Origin of the sequence: Lysinibacillus sp. FSL K6-0102 (genome assembly GCF_038003545.1) — a bacterium.
GTDB classification, from domain to species: domain Bacteria; phylum Bacillota; class Bacilli; order Bacillales_A; family Planococcaceae; genus Lysinibacillus; species Lysinibacillus capsici.
In genome coordinates this window covers 1968874-1986437 of the sequence record NZ_JBBOPH010000001.1, presented here as the reverse complement: position 1 = coordinate 1986437, position 17564 = coordinate 1968874, and the positions used below count along the sequence as shown (strand labels likewise).

General features: G+C 41.4%; 16 protein-coding genes. 3 read left to right on the top strand and 13 right to left on the bottom strand.

Going from position 1 to position 17564, the window contains the following annotated elements; genetic code table 11:
- Positions 1-10 precede the first annotated feature (10 nt).
- The 5 genes from NYE73_RS09820 to NYE73_RS09800 form a co-directional block, all read right to left on the bottom strand.
- Positions 11-649, bottom strand: a complete 639-nt coding sequence (locus NYE73_RS09820) for a DUF2975 domain-containing protein (protein ID WP_257961310.1) — start codon at positions 647-649, stop codon at positions 11-13.
- A gap of 118 nt (positions 650-767) precedes the next feature.
- A complete protein-coding gene (gene opuFB / locus NYE73_RS09815) occupies positions 768-2288 on the bottom strand; it encodes an osmoprotectant update ABC transporter permease/substrate-binding subunit OpuFB (RefSeq protein ID WP_311198635.1) in 1521 nt (506 codons plus the stop codon).
- Positions 2278-3234 (bottom strand): ABC transporter ATP-binding protein, encoded by a 957-nt coding sequence (locus tag NYE73_RS09810; RefSeq protein ID WP_048390257.1) that lies wholly within the window; start codon positions 3232-3234, stop codon positions 2278-2280. The genes opuFB and NYE73_RS09810 overlap by 11 nt, the downstream gene beginning before the upstream one ends.
- A 92-nt stretch (positions 3235-3326) precedes the next feature.
- Positions 3327-5123: a vWA domain-containing protein gene (locus NYE73_RS09805; RefSeq protein ID WP_259948758.1), complete on the bottom strand. Its 1797-nt coding sequence runs from the start codon at positions 5121-5123 to the stop codon at positions 3327-3329.
- Between the two features lie 3 nt (positions 5124-5126).
- A complete protein-coding gene (locus tag NYE73_RS09800) occupies positions 5127-6185 on the bottom strand; it encodes an AAA family ATPase (RefSeq protein WP_048390252.1) in 1059 nt (352 codons plus the stop codon).
- Between the two features lie 146 nt (positions 6186-6331).
- Here NYE73_RS09800 and NYE73_RS09795 point away from each other — a divergent pair, with 146 nt between their 5' ends.
- The 3 genes from NYE73_RS09795 (at position 6332) to NYE73_RS09785 (ending at position 9132) form a co-directional block, all read left to right on the top strand.
- Positions 6332-7720, top strand: a complete 1389-nt coding sequence (locus NYE73_RS09795; protein ID WP_257961313.1) for a hypothetical protein — start codon at positions 6332-6334, stop codon at positions 7718-7720.
- 130 nt (positions 7721-7850) lie between these two features.
- Positions 7851-8609, top strand: a complete 759-nt coding sequence (locus NYE73_RS09790) for a glucosaminidase domain-containing protein (protein ID WP_048390248.1) — start codon at positions 7851-7853, stop codon at positions 8607-8609.
- Positions 8610-8715: 106 nt separating this feature from the next.
- The gene (locus NYE73_RS09785) at positions 8716-9132 is read left to right on the top strand and encodes a hypothetical protein (RefSeq protein WP_259948755.1); all 417 of its coding nucleotides are present in this window, start codon (positions 8716-8718) and stop codon (positions 9130-9132) included.
- On the opposite strand, the gene NYE73_RS09780 is transcribed toward NYE73_RS09785, so the two are convergent.
- The 8 genes from NYE73_RS09780 to NYE73_RS09745 all read right to left on the bottom strand — a co-directional run bounded on the left by NYE73_RS09780 (position 9129) and on the right by NYE73_RS09745 (position 17507).
- Positions 9129-9959: a C40 family peptidase gene (locus tag NYE73_RS09780; protein WP_259948753.1), complete on the bottom strand. Its 831-nt coding sequence runs from the start codon at positions 9957-9959 to the stop codon at positions 9129-9131. The genes NYE73_RS09785 and NYE73_RS09780 overlap by 4 nt on opposite strands.
- The gene (locus NYE73_RS09775) at positions 9928-10740 is read right to left on the bottom strand and encodes a serine hydrolase (RefSeq protein WP_259948751.1); all 813 of its coding nucleotides are present in this window, start codon (positions 10738-10740) and stop codon (positions 9928-9930) included. The genes NYE73_RS09780 and NYE73_RS09775 overlap by 32 nt, the downstream gene beginning before the upstream one ends.
- 7 nt (positions 10741-10747) lie before the next feature.
- The gene (locus NYE73_RS09770; protein ID WP_259948749.1) at positions 10748-11680 is read right to left on the bottom strand and encodes a S66 peptidase family protein; all 933 of its coding nucleotides are present in this window, start codon (positions 11678-11680) and stop codon (positions 10748-10750) included.
- Entirely contained in the window at positions 11677-12624 is a 948-nt protein-coding gene (locus NYE73_RS09765; protein ID WP_259948746.1) for an ATP-binding cassette domain-containing protein, read from the bottom strand. Before NYE73_RS09765 ends, NYE73_RS09770 begins: the two co-directional genes overlap by 4 nt.
- Positions 12617-13690: an ABC transporter ATP-binding protein gene (locus NYE73_RS09760; RefSeq protein ID WP_131519822.1), complete on the bottom strand. Its 1074-nt coding sequence runs from the start codon at positions 13688-13690 to the stop codon at positions 12617-12619. Before NYE73_RS09760 ends, NYE73_RS09765 begins: the two co-directional genes overlap by 8 nt.
- A complete protein-coding gene (locus NYE73_RS09755) occupies positions 13683-14657 on the bottom strand; it encodes an ABC transporter permease (RefSeq protein ID WP_048390234.1) in 975 nt (324 codons plus the stop codon). The genes NYE73_RS09760 and NYE73_RS09755 overlap by 8 nt, the downstream gene beginning before the upstream one ends.
- Positions 14657-15601, bottom strand: coding sequence for an ABC transporter permease (locus tag NYE73_RS09750; protein WP_054550857.1), 945 nt, complete (start codon positions 15599-15601; stop codon positions 14657-14659). Before NYE73_RS09750 ends, NYE73_RS09755 begins: the two co-directional genes overlap by 1 nt.
- An 82-nt stretch (positions 15602-15683) precedes the next feature.
- The gene (locus tag NYE73_RS09745; RefSeq protein ID WP_259956405.1) at positions 15684-17507 is read right to left on the bottom strand and encodes a peptide ABC transporter substrate-binding protein; all 1824 of its coding nucleotides are present in this window, start codon (positions 17505-17507) and stop codon (positions 15684-15686) included.
- Positions 17508-17564 lie beyond the last annotated feature (57 nt).

Below are 17564 nucleotides of genomic sequence, written 5' to 3'. Positions count from 1 at the left end.
TTTTCACTTCCTAAGCTGTTGCATCATATTCATCCTGAAGGAATGCACCGTATCGGAAAATACGTGCAAAGGTCCAAATCACCACACCACATAGTAAAAGAGTCCAGTGAATGCCTGTAAAATGATAGCTAATCCCCTTGATCAAACCCGTCTCTACAAATCGGGACTCCAATTGGAATTGTTGCATAATCAGATAGACGGTATATGTACGAAATGCATTTACTGTCAAGCTCAATACAATCACACAGTAGGCAATTCTCTCCATTTTTTTACTATTAGCGAGTGAAAATACAATACCTTTTGATAAGTTACTTAATATATTCCTCACTTGTACAATAATCATTAATAAAATAGCTATGTATATTGTAGCAGTAAATAGAAAGGTCATGACATCTTTTTTTGAATAGTGAATGTCCCTTGTCACATGGTCTGCCAGCTTCATTTCCAATCCTTCTAACTGAACGGCAGCGGTCACACTGCCCTTTGCTAATAAATGATTCACTTGTTGCTCTGATACCACCATTGCTCCCACCATAAAAATCGCGAGCATCGTCAAGACAAAAATCATCATCACCATGATGATGGTAAAAGCGGTACGAAGCCCCTTTGTCATCCATCGAAATTCTTTACTTTGAATTGTTTGCCCCATTATCAACCTCTCCCTCCCTTTTCTCTATTATACATCCCCTTTTATCTCTATCAATAATTTATTAATGTTTATCATTAATAAATTATTGATAAAAATAAACCCTCTAAAGCTAGAGGGTTTATTTTAATAATCCTATCTTTATTAAATATTCTTTTGCTACTTCTGCTGCAAGCTTTCCTTCTACATTCACCTGATAATTCATTTCTCGCATTTCATCATCTGTAATGTGATCAGCTAGGTGATTTAACGCTTCTCCAATCTCTGGATAGTCAATCAGCGTTTCTTTCCTTAGTAAAGGCGCTCCCTGGTATGGTGGGAATAATGCTTGATCGTCCTCCAATACACGTAGCTTGTATTGACGAATTTCACTATCCGTTGAATAAGCATCTAGCAAATTAATATCACCTGATTGTATTGCCTGATAGCGAAGCTTTGGCTCCATCGTTGCAAGTGTCGTAAAGGCTATCCCATACCGTTTTTGTATGCCAACATAGCCATCCTCACGGTCATTAAATTCTAATGTAAAGCCTGCTTTCACCTTCTGCTCTATCGGTTTAAGATCAGAGATTTTTTGCAGTTGATAGCTCTCAGCCAGCTCCTCTGACACAGCGAGTGCATACGTATTGTTATAGTTCATGGGGCTTAGCATGACCATATCGAATTGCTCCTGCATCCCCTCTTTTGCCTGAAGATAGACGTCCTCTTGGTTATTATTAATGGCTTCTTCCTTTAAAAACTCCGAAATAGCGGTGCCTGTAAATTCAGGGTAAATATCAATGCTGCCCGATTTCAATGCATTAAATACAAATGAAGTTTTACCAAGCCCTGGCTTTAATGTCACCGTTAAATCGGTCTCATGCTCAATTAATAATTTATACATATTGATGAGAATCTCAGGCTCCGCACCAAGCTTTCCTGCAATGACAATTTCATCTTGCTGTTTATTGCTTAGGAGCGGGAAGAAAATCATTACCAGTGCCGCTAAACTAATGAGACTCAACGTCGTTATTGTTTTTTTAAAGGACAGAGATTCTAATTTTTTAAGCGCCACATCAAAAATCAGGGCTAAAATAGCAGCGGGAATGGCTCCTATAAGAATGAGTGCCGTGTTATTTCGGTCAATCCCAAGTAATATAATATCTCCTAAGCCTCCTGCACCAATTAAAGCAGCTAATGTTGCTGTTCCCACAATCAGCACCATTGCTGTCCGAATACCAGCCATCATAACAGGCATAGCAAGTGGTAGCTCAACCTTTACTAAACGCTTTGATTGATTCATTCCCATAGCTAATGCCGCTTCTTTCAGTGATGGGTCAACCTCATTGATGCCCGTGTAGGTGTTTCGTAGAATAGGCAACAGCGCATAGACGACTAACGCAATAATTGCGGGAACTTTCCCAATACCGAATAAAGGGATTAATAAGCCGAGCAACGCTAAGGAAGGAATCGTTTGCAGCACAGCACTAATTCCAATAATACTCTCGGCTATTTTCTTTTTATTGGTTAAATAGATACCTAGGGGAATAGCGATGAGGACAGCAAAAAATAGCGCAATAAAAGAGATTTGGATATGCTCTAGTAATGCAGCCAGCAGCTGTGCCTTCCGTTCCTGAAATACATCTACCACATTAGCCACCATGCACATGCCCTCTTTTCTTAGAATCCGCTGCTAAATAACGAAGCGTGGAAGCTCTTGTCACCATGCCAATGAGCTTGCCATTCTCTTCGACACCTAACAAGTCATGCTCGGCTAATTTTTCAAGAATCGTCGGAAATGGGGCATCAACAGGAATGGTATGCCCAAAGTCGTTTGTCACTGTGATTGGCTGTAACACATCATGGATCGTAAACAATTGATCCGACTGCTTACCTCCAATAAACTGTTGGACAAAATCATTTACAGGGTTTTGTAGCAATTGCTGTGGAGTGCCTATCTGAACAATTTCGCCATCTTTCATAATACAGAGACGATCTCCTAATTTCAGTGCTTCCTGCATATCATGTGATACAAATACAATGGTTTTCTGGATGGTACGCTGCATCTCTAGTAGATCATCCTGTAGTTTGGTGCGACTAATAGGGTCTAGCGCACTAAAGGGCTCATCCATTAAAATAATTTCTGGGTCAGCTGCCAAGGCACGAACAACGCCAACCCTTTGCTGTTCGCCTCCTGACAGCTCCTTTGGCTTACGCTGACGATATTTCGCTGGCTCCAGCCCCACCAACGCTAATAGTTCGTCTACACGCTGATGGATTTTCGTTTTACTCCATTTCTTCAGTTCTGGTACAACCGCAATGTTTTCCTCTATTGTCATATGCGGAAATAGGGCGATTTGCTGTAGTACATAGCCAATACTCCAACGCAGCTCATGGATATTATAATCGCTAATTCTTTTATCATTGATCCAGATGGTGCCTGCTGTTAAGGGTATTAATCGATTAATCATCTTCAACAAAGTAGTTTTGCCGCATCCACTAGGGCCAATAATAACAAAGAATTCACCCTTTTTAATTTCTACATTTAGCGCTTTGACAGCTATTTGGTTGTTATCATATTGTTTTGAGACATTGTCAAATGTAATCATCTGTCATCTCCTTTAAAATGTGCTCATGAAATGCGTTCACTTTTTATATTTCACCAACAAAAATCATTTCAAACATTTGTAGATAGATGCAACTATTTCATTCTAAATACCTCGCCTTTGGGCACAAACGGTAGCTTGGCCCCCTGTGGTAGTACGAAGGCATGCTGTCTTTTAATGGCTAAACGATCACATTGTCCATCTGTAATAATCAGGATAGGACCATCCTTTGGAAAATCCTGTGCGGCTTCAAGTAGCTGTATACCAGGCTGTAACACTGTGCCTCCTCTACCTCTTACCTTCACTTTCGTTAATAGTTCTTCAGGGGCTAGATAGCCCGCGTCATAGGCAACAGCATCACAAAATATAACGCGAACAAAGGGGACATCTCTAGCGATGCTATAGCTCGCTATTGTACCGAGTGCTTTTCCTAGTAAGAGACGGTCCATGGAGCCTGATGTATCAATAAGGACTGCGAAAGTACGTCCATCTTCCTCTCCGCTTTGATGTATCCATCTTGGTCTAGCTATATCAGGTGTCGATGCTTGTCTTCTACTTGGGCGGGTATACGTTCTCACTTTCTCTATCGGTTGAAACATCCGATCAAACCATTTGGCTAATGCCACATCCCAGGCAATAGGAGGCTGTGCTAGGCTACGAATTTCCTCAATGAGCCCTTGTGGCAAATAGCCTCTCTCTTGGGTCATATGATAGCTTAACCCTTGACTCAATGCCCTTCTATAAAAAGCATCTAAATCCACGCCAACCTTGCCTTCCCAAAAATCTGGTGGATTCGTTTCGATCATATCTCCGATGCCCTGCCCTCGAAAGGTTCTTAATTTGCGATACTTCCTAATATCTGTAACTATACGATCATAAATAGTTTCAGCTGAAAGTCCCTTTAATGCTGGATCATATAGCCCGCCAAATGCTGGCATCTCGCCGATTTGCATATCGATGAGCCAGCCATTGATAACATAATCACAAGCAACATTCCATAAGTAGGGATCACGTCCTTGTCTGCGGGTCGCATGGCTTAAACCTGCATGAAGCAATTCGTGTGCCATGAGAAACCGCATTTCCTCATCGGTCATTCCCACTGCTGTATTCAAATAAATCTCCTTTGTTTCGACTGCAATGGCTGCGACCGAAATATCCATTCTTGTGCAAATAAGTGGGTCTTCAATGATCGTAAAATCTGCTGCCAAAGCACCAAATAAGGGATAGGAGCTCATAAACCAAGCCTTTGCGCGCTGTGCTTGTGTTACCCTCGTTGTGCCTCCCAATGTATTTTCTACCCCTCCCGCTACTCGTATGGCACTTTGCACGGCTTTCGATAAACCTTGTGCAAATAATGCAGCGAAATTACTATTCCCTCGATAAAGATAGCCTGTTTGATTTTGTGATATAACAAAGTCCACTTGACCTGGCATTGTACTATAACCTTTCAAATCATCTGGCACACCTTCGCGTAAAAATCTTTCATATAATTTTTCCTCAGAGCTAATGGCCTCAAAAAGAGGATTACTCATTTCCTTTGGTGCTTGACCAAATTTTAGCTCTGCTAAAAATTTTGTTATATAGCAGTCACAGGCAATATTCCACAGCTCCTGCTGCTCTTTTGGTTGATGATGATGTAAGCCTAGGTGTAGCAAGCAATGCGCTATCACATAAGCCCATTCATTTGGCTGACCTTTTTTATCCTGATTCACATAAATAACACCTGCGCTTGTAACGTAAGCCCAATCCTTTTGGGGCATGCTTTCGTATTGCATGTAAACAGCATGACACAACGCCTCGAACAGGGGATGTGTACAGACAATGTCATGCCCACGTGCGATGGCTTTCTCATTTTTATGCTCCTGCTGTGATGCTTTCTTCTTTTTGGCCATAAGCTACCCTTCCTTTTTGGCTACTAAACGCGGTAAATCTCGGATAACCTCCAACATAAACCAGGCAGGTAATGCTTCACCCTTTTGCTCTGACACAACCATCTGTGCAATTTCTAAGCTGATGGATGATAGGTCCTTGATCAAGTCTTTGGCACGAAAGGCTAATTGCCGTTGATTGCCCTTCAATGTGGTATGCTCGTTCGGAAGCTCCTTCAGTAACTGAGCACGGAAGGATTGTGCCATGAAATAAAGCAAATCTCTTTCATCAGGTTGATCGGGCCAACGTAATTCTCCTTGAATAATTTTAGCGAGATCATATTTACTTTGCACTTGCTTGATAAAGGCTTTAAATTGACTGGCAGTATGCGCGGATAGGCAGCTACTTGCTAATAGATCAATTGTTTGTTCTTGTAAGCTATTGCCATATGCATACAAACAATCACTTAACATATGCCATGAACGAGGCGTGGAGAAGGGTTCTTCTGTTTTCGGTGGTTCGTTCCATAAATGATCGGGACGCATTTGAATATACTCAATCACATATGGATGTATTTCATGTGCATAGGCCCATTCAAGCCAATCTTTATGCGATGCCCTAAGCTGAACATGAACCATCCGATTGATTAATGCGGAGGACATCGGCTTAACAATCGCGTTATCCTGAGCCCGATTGCCTGCACCAATAACAATCGTACCCTCTGGCAATGTAAACTCTCCAATTCTGCGTTCATGAATAAGACTATAAAACGCTTTTTGTACTTCCTGTGAGCAAGCATTTAATTCATCTAAAAAAAGGCAATAAGGTTCATCGCGTGCAATCATTTTAGGTGGACAAAAAACACTGTAGCCATCCTTAATCTGCGGAACACCGATAATATCCTCAGGTGCTAGCTGACTGCCCAATAACGACACACAATGTAGCCCTAATTCACTAGCAAAATTTTCAACAATCGCTGATTTCCCAATGCCAGGTGCTCCCCATATAAAGACTGGTCTTATTGTCGCTACATTCAGTAGAAAATCATATAGCTGTTTTTGTGTCACATTAAAAATTGTATTCAATCAAAACGCCCTTTCAACTCATTGTTTTAAAGGTTAATAATACCATTTTCTATGAAATTATTCTTGTCTCTACCATTCTATGAAATTGACTGCCAATTACTAGCTGTGAGAAAATAATAAAAATTGTAGTAGAGAGGTCGTGACCTATGCATAATGGCTTTCAGTTTTTGGCGATTTCACAACTAGCAAAAAGGTTTCCAGCAGACTCTTGGTGGGCAAAGTTTTACAAGGATTTTAGTGAGGATGATCTAGTAGCGTACTATGAGGGGGATTTAACACTTCCCTCTCTTGATTTGGACTGGGATATGCCATTCCCACAACAGGACAAGACCATTCTCATTTTCATCAATGGTCATCTAACCGTAGACACCCTCTATAATTTAGAGACAGATGGGGCAATTGGGCTGATAGTGATGGGCAATGTACTTTCTAAAAATATAGCTGTAGGTGGTCAGGAAATCTATGTGCACGGGCATCTGACAGTCGAGAATATATTATGTGGCTCCTACAATCATGGCGAAACGATCGTTAATGGCAATCTTCAGGCAGCAATTTTGGTTCAAGATGATGAGTATCGCATCAACGTAAAGGGTCAGAAGTCGATTCCTTGTATCGTAAATATATGGCACGGAGATGGCGTTTTTCAGGAACTCCCTATCCGTATTGAAGATGTATTAGTAGACGAGATATTTTTACCTGAGGATGAGGATGACATCGGCTTTTCCTTCACTTCACTCGTGGAAATTCTAAAACAAGGGCGTTCTGCACTCACTCAATTTACAAGCGTTCCTCAAAGGACAATAGCAGCTCCTATTTATTTCACGCACCATTCGATCAATGCGGAAAACATACTGAAACTGACTTCATGTATTCTGATGACACCTGACAAACCTTCTTTCGATTTGACGGAACAGGATGTTTATTTTATGATCCAACGCGCACATACCAATGCTGATGGAGATGTACGCAATGATAGTATTTATATATTGACCTCGCAGTGTCATTATTTTATTTGGCTTAATGAGGATCAATCCGTCTCTCTCTTGACAAAAACACTAGATGAAGAAGCTGAATGGTGGGATATTACAGCATCCCCCCAGGAGGATTTAGTGGATTTACAACAGCACTGGCTGATGTTGTTAACCTGCATCAATGTAGCAGAACTTTACTTGCACAGTATCGAGGTGCGAGATGTACAACAAATTCTTCAGCATCCTGCGATTCTGGATTTAGACGATGAACATGATGGATTGTGGGATGGTTCCAAATGCTATAGCTTCCGTCAAACCTATTTGGATGATGAAGGCGATAGGATACATGCTCGCATTGAAATTATGACGCCTGATGAAGCGTATTATTTTTATACGCTCGAAAATCAATCCTATGTTGCTCGCCACTATCAGCCTCCTAACGTTTTTGGTCGACAAGAGCTATCTTATTTAAACACGATTCAATGGGAAGCGTCCGAGCGATATTTTGAGAGATTCAAACAATTTATGTCTCAGAATTTTAAGATAGATTTAGGAACTAATTAAGGCAAGAAACGTTCTATTAATGATGAAGTCTATTCAACTATACATCTCTTTCACTCTCTGTAATAATGATAGATAACTAAACTTTTAATAGAAGGGAGGGAGATGTGGTCACGACCAACATCCAGCTACAATGAAATACGTGCTAAACTTTTTTAAAGGACTTATGATTGCCGTTGTTGTTATTTGTATTTCGTTTTATATGGTGACACAGTTATTTAATACGACTGAAAGAGAAGAGTCTGTGGTTATTGATGATCGTCCAAGTGTGGAAGAGTTTATCGGTGAGATTGCAGAGACCGCACGAGATCTTGGTGCTGACAATGACTTATATGCATCCGTGATGATTGCTCAGGCGATTCTAGAAAGTGAGCATGGGCAAAGTGGACTTGGCTCTGCCCCTAATTATAATCTTTTTGGAATGAAAGGCAGCTACCAAAATAATTCCGTCACACTCGAAACCACAGAGGATGATGGGTCAGGCAACCTTTCTACCATCATGGCTGACTTTCGCAAATACCCTTCCTATGAAGCATCCATGCAGGATTATGTAAAATTAATGCGTAATGGCGTGTCATGGAATAAAGATTTTTACGCAGGCGTTTTCAAAAGCAACACAACTACCTATACAGATGCGACCAAGTTTTTAACAGGCTCCTATGCAACTGATTCGGCTTACAATGAAAAATTAAATACATTAATCGCAAAATATGACCTTCAGCAATATGATAGCCCTGTAAAAGATAAGAAAACCATCACGGTGGCTGATGGAGATTCACTTATGAAGATTGCCGAAGCCTATAATGTGAAAGTGACATCACTTAAGCAGTGGAATCAGCTTCGAACAGAACGTCTTGAAGCAGGCCAGCAACTTAATATTTATCATTATTAACATAAAACGTCCATGACTCATCAAAGAGTATGGACGTTTTTTCTCATGAAACTAATTCGTTTGTCTAAACGTCTTAGTGTAAAAATGCGGAAAGGATAGGAACACAGTGAAGCGTACACAATTGCTCAGTCTTCTCGCCGTTAACCTTATGCTATTGCCATTGATTCAGCTTAGCTACAACCTATATTTCACAACAAAAATAGCAGAGGGTTCCTTTTATCTTATTATTTTCCCTGCTGTTATTATTTTATCGAACCTCTTACTATGTTGTAGTCGGCAAAGAGTAGCAGCTACTATCCATTGGACCTTTGTCTATGTGGGACAAGGCACCTCTATCGCCTGTTATTTTGTGTGGCATTATGGGCAACTAGAGCCCTATCCAGATATGCCCCCAGGTGAAGCAGTGTTTGATTTATGCATGAGTACATTTTTAATTGGGCTCTGGCAGTTTATCGTGTTAGCACTGATCCATCTCAGTACGTTTATCATCCTCAAGATGGGACTGACCTTTAAAAAAGCTTAACTAGTCTTCTGTGAGTTATATAAAGTACCTACTGCTAGTATGGTCGTGGCTAAATCCTGTCGATAGAGGGGATGTTTGGCATCTAGACTATTAATCGTTACTTCATTACCACCTAACGATGAATGAACATACAAATCATCACCCATGTATAGAGCAATATGACCTGGAAAATAGATTAAATCACCCTTCTGCATTCGGGCTTGCTCTATGTTAACGATAGGGAAGCCCTCTACTATTCGGGCATCACGATAAATATAGACACCGTTTAACATATAAGCCATTGAACATAAACCAGAGCAATCAATACCTAGTGGCGATTTGCCACCCCAGCGATAAGGGGCTGTTAAATAGCTGAGCGCTGTGTCCACCACATTTTCTCGGAACTGCTGCTCCGATAATGAATGTGCTGTTATTTTTGGTTGTAGCCATTTTGTTCGAACATACCCTATTTGTCCTGACACTAGCTGTACAGCTGACCATTCTTCAGGTACTGCTTCGTCTGACATAACACGAATGGAAGAGCCTCTTACAAGTGTTAGCAGCTTGGTACTTTGAATACGTGGCTGCTGCAAAACATCTGCAAAGCTTTGACACACTACATACTGTGCATCTTGTTGCCATGTAGATGCTAGTGCTTCCTCTTGCAGTAAGTCTGCCTTCTGACAATAACCCTCGTAACGATAGGCCGTTTGAATAGAAACCCAAGCGTCATTGACATCCCTGATGATCTCTACGGTCATCCCATAAAGCACTTCATCGACTAGTTCAGAAGCTTTATCTGGCATGGCATGCAAGCTAGCAATCATGGCTGTAACGATAGCCTTCATCCTTCTCCCCCTTCCGCTTCACCAGCTGGTCATAGACAACTTTTGATAGACGACCAATGAGTTGGCGTGCCTGATCATTGTCCGTTACATTTGTTATAAAAACACCCATACTATAATCGACTGCATTCGTGTAAAATATCCCCACATCATGATCGACTGTATCCAGTCCGCCTGTTTTATGTGCCGGCCTCACATCCTCTACTAGATAGCGCTTTAGGGAGTCATGTATACGCTGACGGCTTAAAATATCAATGACTAGTTTATTGTAGGGAGGCGATAAAAGCTCTTGCTGATAGATTTGCGTATAAAGATGTGCCATATCCCTTGCTGATGTGCGATTATCTATGCCCTTTTCTAGCCGCTCCACATCCATCATTTTTCGCTGTAGCAGTGTGTCCTGTAAACCGATATGCTGAAAATAGTCATTCAAATATTCCATGCCAACTACATCGATTAAGACGTTCGTAGCTGTATTATCGCTAGTAATAATCATCCACAATAGCAGATCATAGAAAGTGCTTTGTGTAAGTCTTTGTTCACTAATCACACTAAAATCCACCCAGTCAGTTGGTGAAATCGTAAGCGTAGAATCAAGTGATAATTTGTTTTTCTCTATATATGAGAGCAAGGCTAACAGAATCGGCACTTTGATTAAACTTGCACTTGAAAATGAAGTCTCTAGCTGATGACTGATGAGCAACTGATTCGTTGTTAGATTTTTAATAAACAAATGTACGTTGTAGGGCGATTCTTGAATAAGTGTAGTAATTCTCTGCTCCATAGACCACCTATCCAACTACATGGATACGCTGATTGTCCGCATCCATCTTGACGCTTCTTCCTAAAGGAAGCGACATCGTTGGTAAACAATGACCACATGCCAAATCTGCAATCATAGGCTTCCCTAAAGGCACTAGAATTTCTTGAAAAATAGTTTGTAATGATAAGCTGTGAGCTGGCTTTTCGGGATTTTCAGGTTCGCAATTTGTCCAAGCGCCCAATAAAATGCCTGCCACATCATCTAGCTTTCCTGCCAGTTTTAATTGTGTCAGCATACGATCCACCCGTTGCTCCGTTTCATCGATATCTTCTAAAAACAGAATTTTACCTCGTGTATCAATTTCATAGGGTGTGCCAAGTGAAGCTGTCACTAATGTTAAATTGCCACCGATGAGTTGACCTGAAGCACTCCCAGGAACCAGTGTAGACATGGGCTGGTGAGAGGGATTTTTTAAGTAATACGCCTTTCTTTCATTCTCCATAATCAGCTGAATGAACGACTGCCAAGTATAGTCATCCATCTCCTGTCTAATAAATTCTGTAGATGGCATCGGCGTATGATAGGTTACAAAGCCACATAGCTGATTAAAAGCTATATGTAGAGCGGTCACATCACTATAGCCAGCAAATACTTTTGGATTGGCACTTATCAAGTCAAAGTCTAATTGGGCTAAAATTTTCGTCGCACCATAGCCCCCACGTATACAAAAAATACCATCAATCATTGGATCATCAAACATACGATGAACATCTGCTACCCGTAATTCATCTGTGCCTGCTAAATAGCCATGTCTTGCGTGACAGGTCTCCCCAACGACCACATTGAGACCTAGCTTTTCGATACTAGCAATAGCAGGTTGCAGCTTTTCGGGTGGCGTTGCTCCAGAAGCACTAATAAGACCAATTGTGTCACCCTTTTTCAATGCCTTTGGACAAATCATATCTTTTCCTCCCTTTTCAGTGAAGTACGATAATGGGTCAGTTCCTCTTCATTGGCTAAAATAAAATGACCTTCCTCTATTTCAACAAATGAGGGGGGATTTTCCTCATAGCGATGCTGTGACGGATGATACACTTCTACAACTTTCTCCCGCTCTTTATAGGGATTCGGCTCTGGTACTGCTGATAATAAAGCCCTTGTATAAGGATGCAGCGGATGAGCGAAAAGCTTTTCTGTTTCCGCTAGCTCCACAATCTTCCCCTTATAAATGACTGCCGTACGATCCGTAATAAAACGGACAATCGATAAATCATGGGCAATAAATAAATACGTTAAATGATTTCGCTGTTGAAGGCTTGCTAATAAATTTAATACTTGCGCTCGAATGGATACGTCTAAGGCGGATATTGGCTCATCTGCAATGATAAACTCTGGCTCCATCACTAACGCACGAGCAATGCCAATACGTTGGCGTTGACCTCCTGAAAACTCATGCGGAAAGCGGCTTGAGAACTCTGGAAGTAGCCCAACGTTCAATAACGCATCGCGCACCTTTTGTTGTCGATCTGCCTCATCTTTATATTTTTTCGAAGGGTATAAGCCCTCTGAGACAATATAATCTACTTTTGCTCGTTCATTTAGAGATGCCATAGGGTCCTGGAATATCATTTGGATTTTTTGCGTAATTTCTCTATCCCAATCTTTAGGGATTTTCCCCTGAATACTTTTGCCATGGTACAAAATTTGTCCCTCTGTGACCTCATTGATGCGCATAATCGCTCGACCAATCGTTGTCTTCCCTGAGCCTGACTCACCTACAATGCCAAATGTTTCGCCTTTAAAAATTTGAAAGCTGACATCATCAATGGCTGTAAACTTATTTTTCCCTTTGCCAAAAACAACAGATAAATTTTTTACTTCTACAAGCACCTCTTTATCAGTCATTCGCATACTGCCTCCCCTCTGCAAAAAATGCTTGTAAGGCTGCTGGAGGCTCTACCTTTGGTGCAAGTGGGTCTAATAACCATGTACGAGCATAGTGGGTATCACTGACCTGAAAAAAAGGTGGCCGCTCGATAAAGTCAATTTTCAATGCATATGGATTGCGTGGGGCAAAGGCATCTCCCTTTATTTCCTGAAAAAGATTCGGAGGTGTGCCCTTGATGGAATACAATTGTTCCCCTTTTGAGCCAAGCTGTGGTAAAGAGGAAATAAGCGCCCACGTATAAGGATGCTTACTATGAAAGAAAATTTCATGTGTTTCCCCAACCTCGATGACATCGCCCGCGTACATCACGGCAATACGGTCAGCCACTTTTGCGACTACGCCTAAATCGTGCGTAATATAGACGATTGTTAAGCCGTATTTTTGCTGAAGACTTTTCAAGAGCTGTAAAATTTGTGCCTGAATGGTTACATCCAAAGCTGTCGTGGGCTCATCACATATTAAAATATTCGGCTTACACGCAATGGCAATCGCAATCACGATGCGTTGGCGCATCCCTCCTGAAAATTCATGCGGGTATTGCTTATAGCGCTTTTGCACATCGGTAATGCCGACATCTGTTAACAGCTTTAATGTTTCTGCATAGGCTTCCTTACCTCTTAAGCCTTGATGCATAACCACACATTCTTCAATTTGCTTTCCAATGGTTTTGAGCGGGTTTAACGATGTCATCGGATCCTGTGTCACCATCGCTATTTCCTTACCACGAATCCCTAGCCATTCTTGCTCTGTTGTGAATTTGCCTAAATCCTGTGCATTGTAAATAATTTGCCCCTGCTTAATACGACCATTTTTATCGAGCAAGCCCATAATGGATTTCATCAGCACGGATTTACCCGAACCTGATTCACCCACAATAGCTAAGCTCTCTCCCTTGTAAAGGTCGAGTGAAATACCGCGAATCGCTGTTAAAATTCGACCACGTAGCGTAAACTGAATCACTAAATTTTGGATGCCTAATATGCTTGATTTTTTCAATGTCACTCGCTTCCTCTCCTTATACATGGTTTTTCGGATCTGCTGCATCTGCAAAGGAATTACCAATAATATAAAATGCGATCGTAATAACGCTTAGCACAATACTCGGGAAAATAAGCTGATACCGTAGATCTGGTGACATCATAAGGACACGTCCTTCATTAATTAAATTTCCTAAGGATGGCTCACTGATCGGAAGCCCTAAGCCAATATACGTCAAAAAGACTTCGGCCCCAATTGCAAAGGGTATCGCTAAGCTCATGCGTAGCATAATGACAGAAATTAAATAAGGTAATAGATTTTTTAGGATAATACGATAATCAGGTGTGCCTAAGCACTTTGAGGCTAGATTGTATTCGCGGTCACGCAAAATAACAATTTGATTGCGGATAAACCTCGCCATTTCCACCCACCCCGTAATACACATGGCAATAATAATGGTTGAAATACTTGGCCGTAAAATATAGGACATTAAAATGAGCACAATGGTTGTGGGGATATTATCGACAACATTATAAAGCTGTGTAATAGGCGCTTCTAATTTCCGTGAAAAGCCCCATAGCGTGCCAATTGTAATGCCCACCACTGCCTCCACTAAGGCGACAACACAGCCAATAAAGAGTGAGGTTCTCGTCCCCGCCCAAATACGAGACCATAAATCCTGACCGATTGAATTCGTGCCAAACCAAAATTCTGCACTAGGTGCAATATTACGTGCCTGCATCCCTGTTTGTTCATCCAAGTAAATTTCAGTTGGTGATTTTTGTGCAGGTAAATAGGGCTGTAGAATCGTAAAGCCAACAATGATGATCACCCCAACTAATAAAAAAACGGCCAGGCGATTTTTCAAAAAGGATTGCCATGTAGACCGCCAATAAGAATAATTTGAATAGCCCGTTTCCTCCGCCTGTCTTGCGTCCACTTCGGCAAATTCAAATAAGGTTTCACGTGATTTATTTGAAATATTATTGATTTCATCTGTATACATCCCCATTAACGCACACCCCCTCCCTTGCCTAATTTAATACGAGGGTCGACAAGTGCCATGGCAATATCCCCTAAAATAAGGCCAATAATACCAAGGGAAGAGAACACTAACACTAGGCCTTGCACAATCGTATTATCCTGTCGCTGAATAGCATCCACAAGTAAGCCCCCCATCCCTGGAATGGAATACAACGACTCTATATAAATCGAGCCTGTAATCGTAAACAGAATTGTTGCAGGTAAATATTGTGCCATGGGAATAAAGGCATTACGTAATACATGCTTGAACATCAATGTCCGCTCCTTTACGCCCTTTGCCCTAGCTAGCTTAATATAGTCCTTGTTCAGTTCATCCACCATATAGCGTCGCATCCACATCGCGTAGGAGGCAGTTGGAGCCAATGCCATTGACGTAAGTGGAAGAATCCAAGTAATCGGCCTGTATTCATCAAACAGCATCGGTAATTGAAAGAGTTCTGTAATATACATTTGAATAACTAAGTAATAAACGGCCGCAGGGACTGCAACAACAAATACGATATAGCCTGTCCCAAGTCGATCCAACCAACGTCCCTTACGATAGGCCATCATTATTCCTAGCGGCACACCAATCAGGAGTGATATAGCGACTGCTCCTAAACCAAAGAGCAGAGAATACGTGATTTTATCTGCAATAATCGTCACTACTGGGACATCGGTACGATAAGTCACTGATTTACCCAAATCCCCCTGCAGTAAATTCTTGTAAAAATTCCCCAGCTGGACAAGGATTGGGTCTCGCAAGCCGAGATTTGTTAAGTAAATTTCCTGCTGAGCAGGTGACATTTTATCAGCTGCCGCTCCTAAATAGCCTTCCTCTGGCATTAGCCGTAATAATGAAAAGACAATGGTGATGATAATAAAAAGGGTTAAAACGGATTGTAAGAGTCGTTTTCCTATATACTGCAACATCGCGCCATCCTCCTTTGTCAAAAAGACGAAAGGAGATGCCGACTATTCTTTTCGGTATCTCCTTTTCATCTACGAAATTCTACTACTTTTCAGCATTGGCTAGTGCTTCCGCACGTTCTTGCTCCCACTCAGTAAGCGCTTTTTTAAATTCTTCATTACTCATTGGCTTTTCTAGCACTTGCTGGCCTTTAAATTTCTCTGCCGTTACACCAAATGGCGAATATTGCGCCTCGAATGGATTTAATTTAGATGCCATATAGCCACTACCACCAACTGAATATGGAATAACAAAGGCTTCCTCAATTAAAAACGCTTCTGCCTTCGCAAATAGCTCATAGCGTTTGGCTGTGTCAATTGTTTCTTTCGCTTGATCCACAAGATTTTGATAAGTTGTTTTACCATTCGCCTCTTTATAGCCCTCTGCTAATTCTGGTTTATTGTAAGTACCATCGACTGTGAAAGGATCTGTATACGTAGATGGATCTGCAAAATCAGGACCCCAGTTCGCCTCTAAGAGGGCAAATTTACCTGGACGACGTACCTCTGATAAGAAGCCTGTCGATGGACCAGCCTCTACAATAATGTCGACATAATCTGTCCCTAGTAGTTTTTCCATTTGCTGCTCGACTACTTGAGAGCGATTAGCCCAATCTGGCATACCAGCGTTATAAGGCATTAAAACCTTTACAGGGAATGTGGCCTTACCTGCTAACGCCGTTTTTGCCTTTTCTTTATACTCTAGGGCCAGCTCTTTATTGAAGGAATCCTCATTGGAAATGGATGTAAGGGGTGCTAGTTGTGTATAATCCACTCCTTCCACATCAACAAAGTTTTTCGGTGTAATGGTATTGCTCAGCAAATCTGCTGGATTATATGGCTCAACCGTTAGCATCGCGGAGACACGGTCAAGCGAATGGAATAAGGATTTGCGGAAATCTTTATTATTGACGGCGATTTTCCAGTTATCAGGCTCGTATTGTGCGTCAAATTGTGGGTTGAAGTTGAGTGCATAAAAGTAGGTATAGAAGTTATTTTGTGTTTGACGAACCTGAGATTTTTTCTTTTCATCTTTAAACCATTCATCAATGATGGAGGTCGGGATACTAGCCGAATCGATTTCGCCACGTAAAAACAGCTCAGGCGCCACAGTTGCCGCTTCTTTATTGTATTTATAGCGAATACGGTCAATCAGCACCTTGTCTTTATCCCAGTACGTTTCATTTTTCACAAGAACGCGTTCATTTTGTGGCTCAAATTTGTCTAAAATATAGGCACCGTTATAGAGGAAGTTTTCACGTGTTGTGCCAAAATCCTCCCCTTTTTCCGCAATGAACTTGCCATTCACAGGGAAGAAACAAACATAATTCAACATAGAAAGAAAATAGGGTGTCGGCGCCTCTAAAGTATATTCTACTGTATGTTTATCTAACGCCTTTATGCCTACCTCCTTGAAATCGTTCATCTCGCCATTATAGAAGGCTTCCCCATTTTTCACCACCGTCGCAATCCAAGCTGTCGACGATTCATTTTTAGCATTAAGCACATAGTGTAAGCCATCCACAAAGTCTTGTGCCACAACATCTGCATATTCCTTGCCCTCATGTGTGACCCATTTTGCGTCATCACGCAATTTGAATGTCCACACCGTAGCATCCTCATTCGCAGACCACTCTTTCGCTAATCCTGGCTGGACCACCCCATAGTTGTCATATTCAATGAGCCCATCCACCATATTCGCAGCTACCGCAAATTCATTTGTTTCTGACGTCTTTAAATAATTTAACGTTTTAATTTCCCCTGAATACACCACTCGATATTCCGATGCTTTTTCACTCGCTGACTTGTTATTACAGGCTACACAAAATAATACGACCAGACATACGAACAGCAACCAATATTTTCTCACAAGCATCCCCCTAGTCATCTTTTTATAATGAAAATCCTATTGGTAGGATGGATTGCA

Bases quoted from the DNA above. Each gene is read 5' to 3' on its own strand.
- NYE73_RS09780 (WP_259948753.1), bottom strand. From the start codon at position 9,959: ATGAAGGCTATCGTTACAGCCATGATTGCTAGCTTGCATGCCATGCCA.
- opuFB (WP_311198635.1), bottom strand. From the start codon at position 2,288: ATGGTGGCTAATGTGGTAGATGTATTTCAGGAACGGAAGGCACAGCTG.
- NYE73_RS09755 (WP_048390234.1), bottom strand. From the start codon at position 14,657: ATGGGGATGTATACAGATGAAATCAATAATATTTCAAATAAATCACGT.
- NYE73_RS09820 (WP_257961310.1), bottom strand. From the start codon at position 649: ATGGGGCAAACAATTCAAAGTAAAGAATTTCGATGGATGACAAAGGGG.
- NYE73_RS09770 (WP_259948749.1), bottom strand. From the start codon at position 11,680: ATGATTTGTCCAAAGGCATTGAAAAAGGGTGACACAATTGGTCTTATT.
- NYE73_RS09750 (WP_054550857.1), bottom strand. From the start codon at position 15,601: ATGTTGCAGTATATAGGAAAACGACTCTTACAATCCGTTTTAACCCTT.
- NYE73_RS09790 (WP_048390248.1), top strand. From the start codon at position 7,851: ATGAAATACGTGCTAAACTTTTTTAAAGGACTTATGATTGCCGTTGTT.
- NYE73_RS09805 (WP_259948758.1), bottom strand. From the start codon at position 5,123: ATGGCCAAAAAGAAGAAAGCATCACAGCAGGAGCATAAAAATGAGAAA.
- NYE73_RS09810 (WP_048390257.1), bottom strand. From the start codon at position 3,234: ATGATTACATTTGACAATGTCTCAAAACAATATGATAACAACCAAATA.
- NYE73_RS09795 (WP_257961313.1), top strand. From the start codon at position 6,332: ATGCATAATGGCTTTCAGTTTTTGGCGATTTCACAACTAGCAAAAAGG.
- NYE73_RS09765 (WP_259948746.1), bottom strand. From the start codon at position 12,624: ATGACTGATAAAGAGGTGCTTGTAGAAGTAAAAAATTTATCTGTTGTT.
- NYE73_RS09775 (WP_259948751.1), bottom strand. From the start codon at position 10,740: ATGGAGCAGAGAATTACTACACTTATTCAAGAATCGCCCTACAACGTA.
- NYE73_RS09760 (WP_131519822.1), bottom strand. From the start codon at position 13,690: ATGTATAAGGAGAGGAAGCGAGTGACATTGAAAAAATCAAGCATATTA.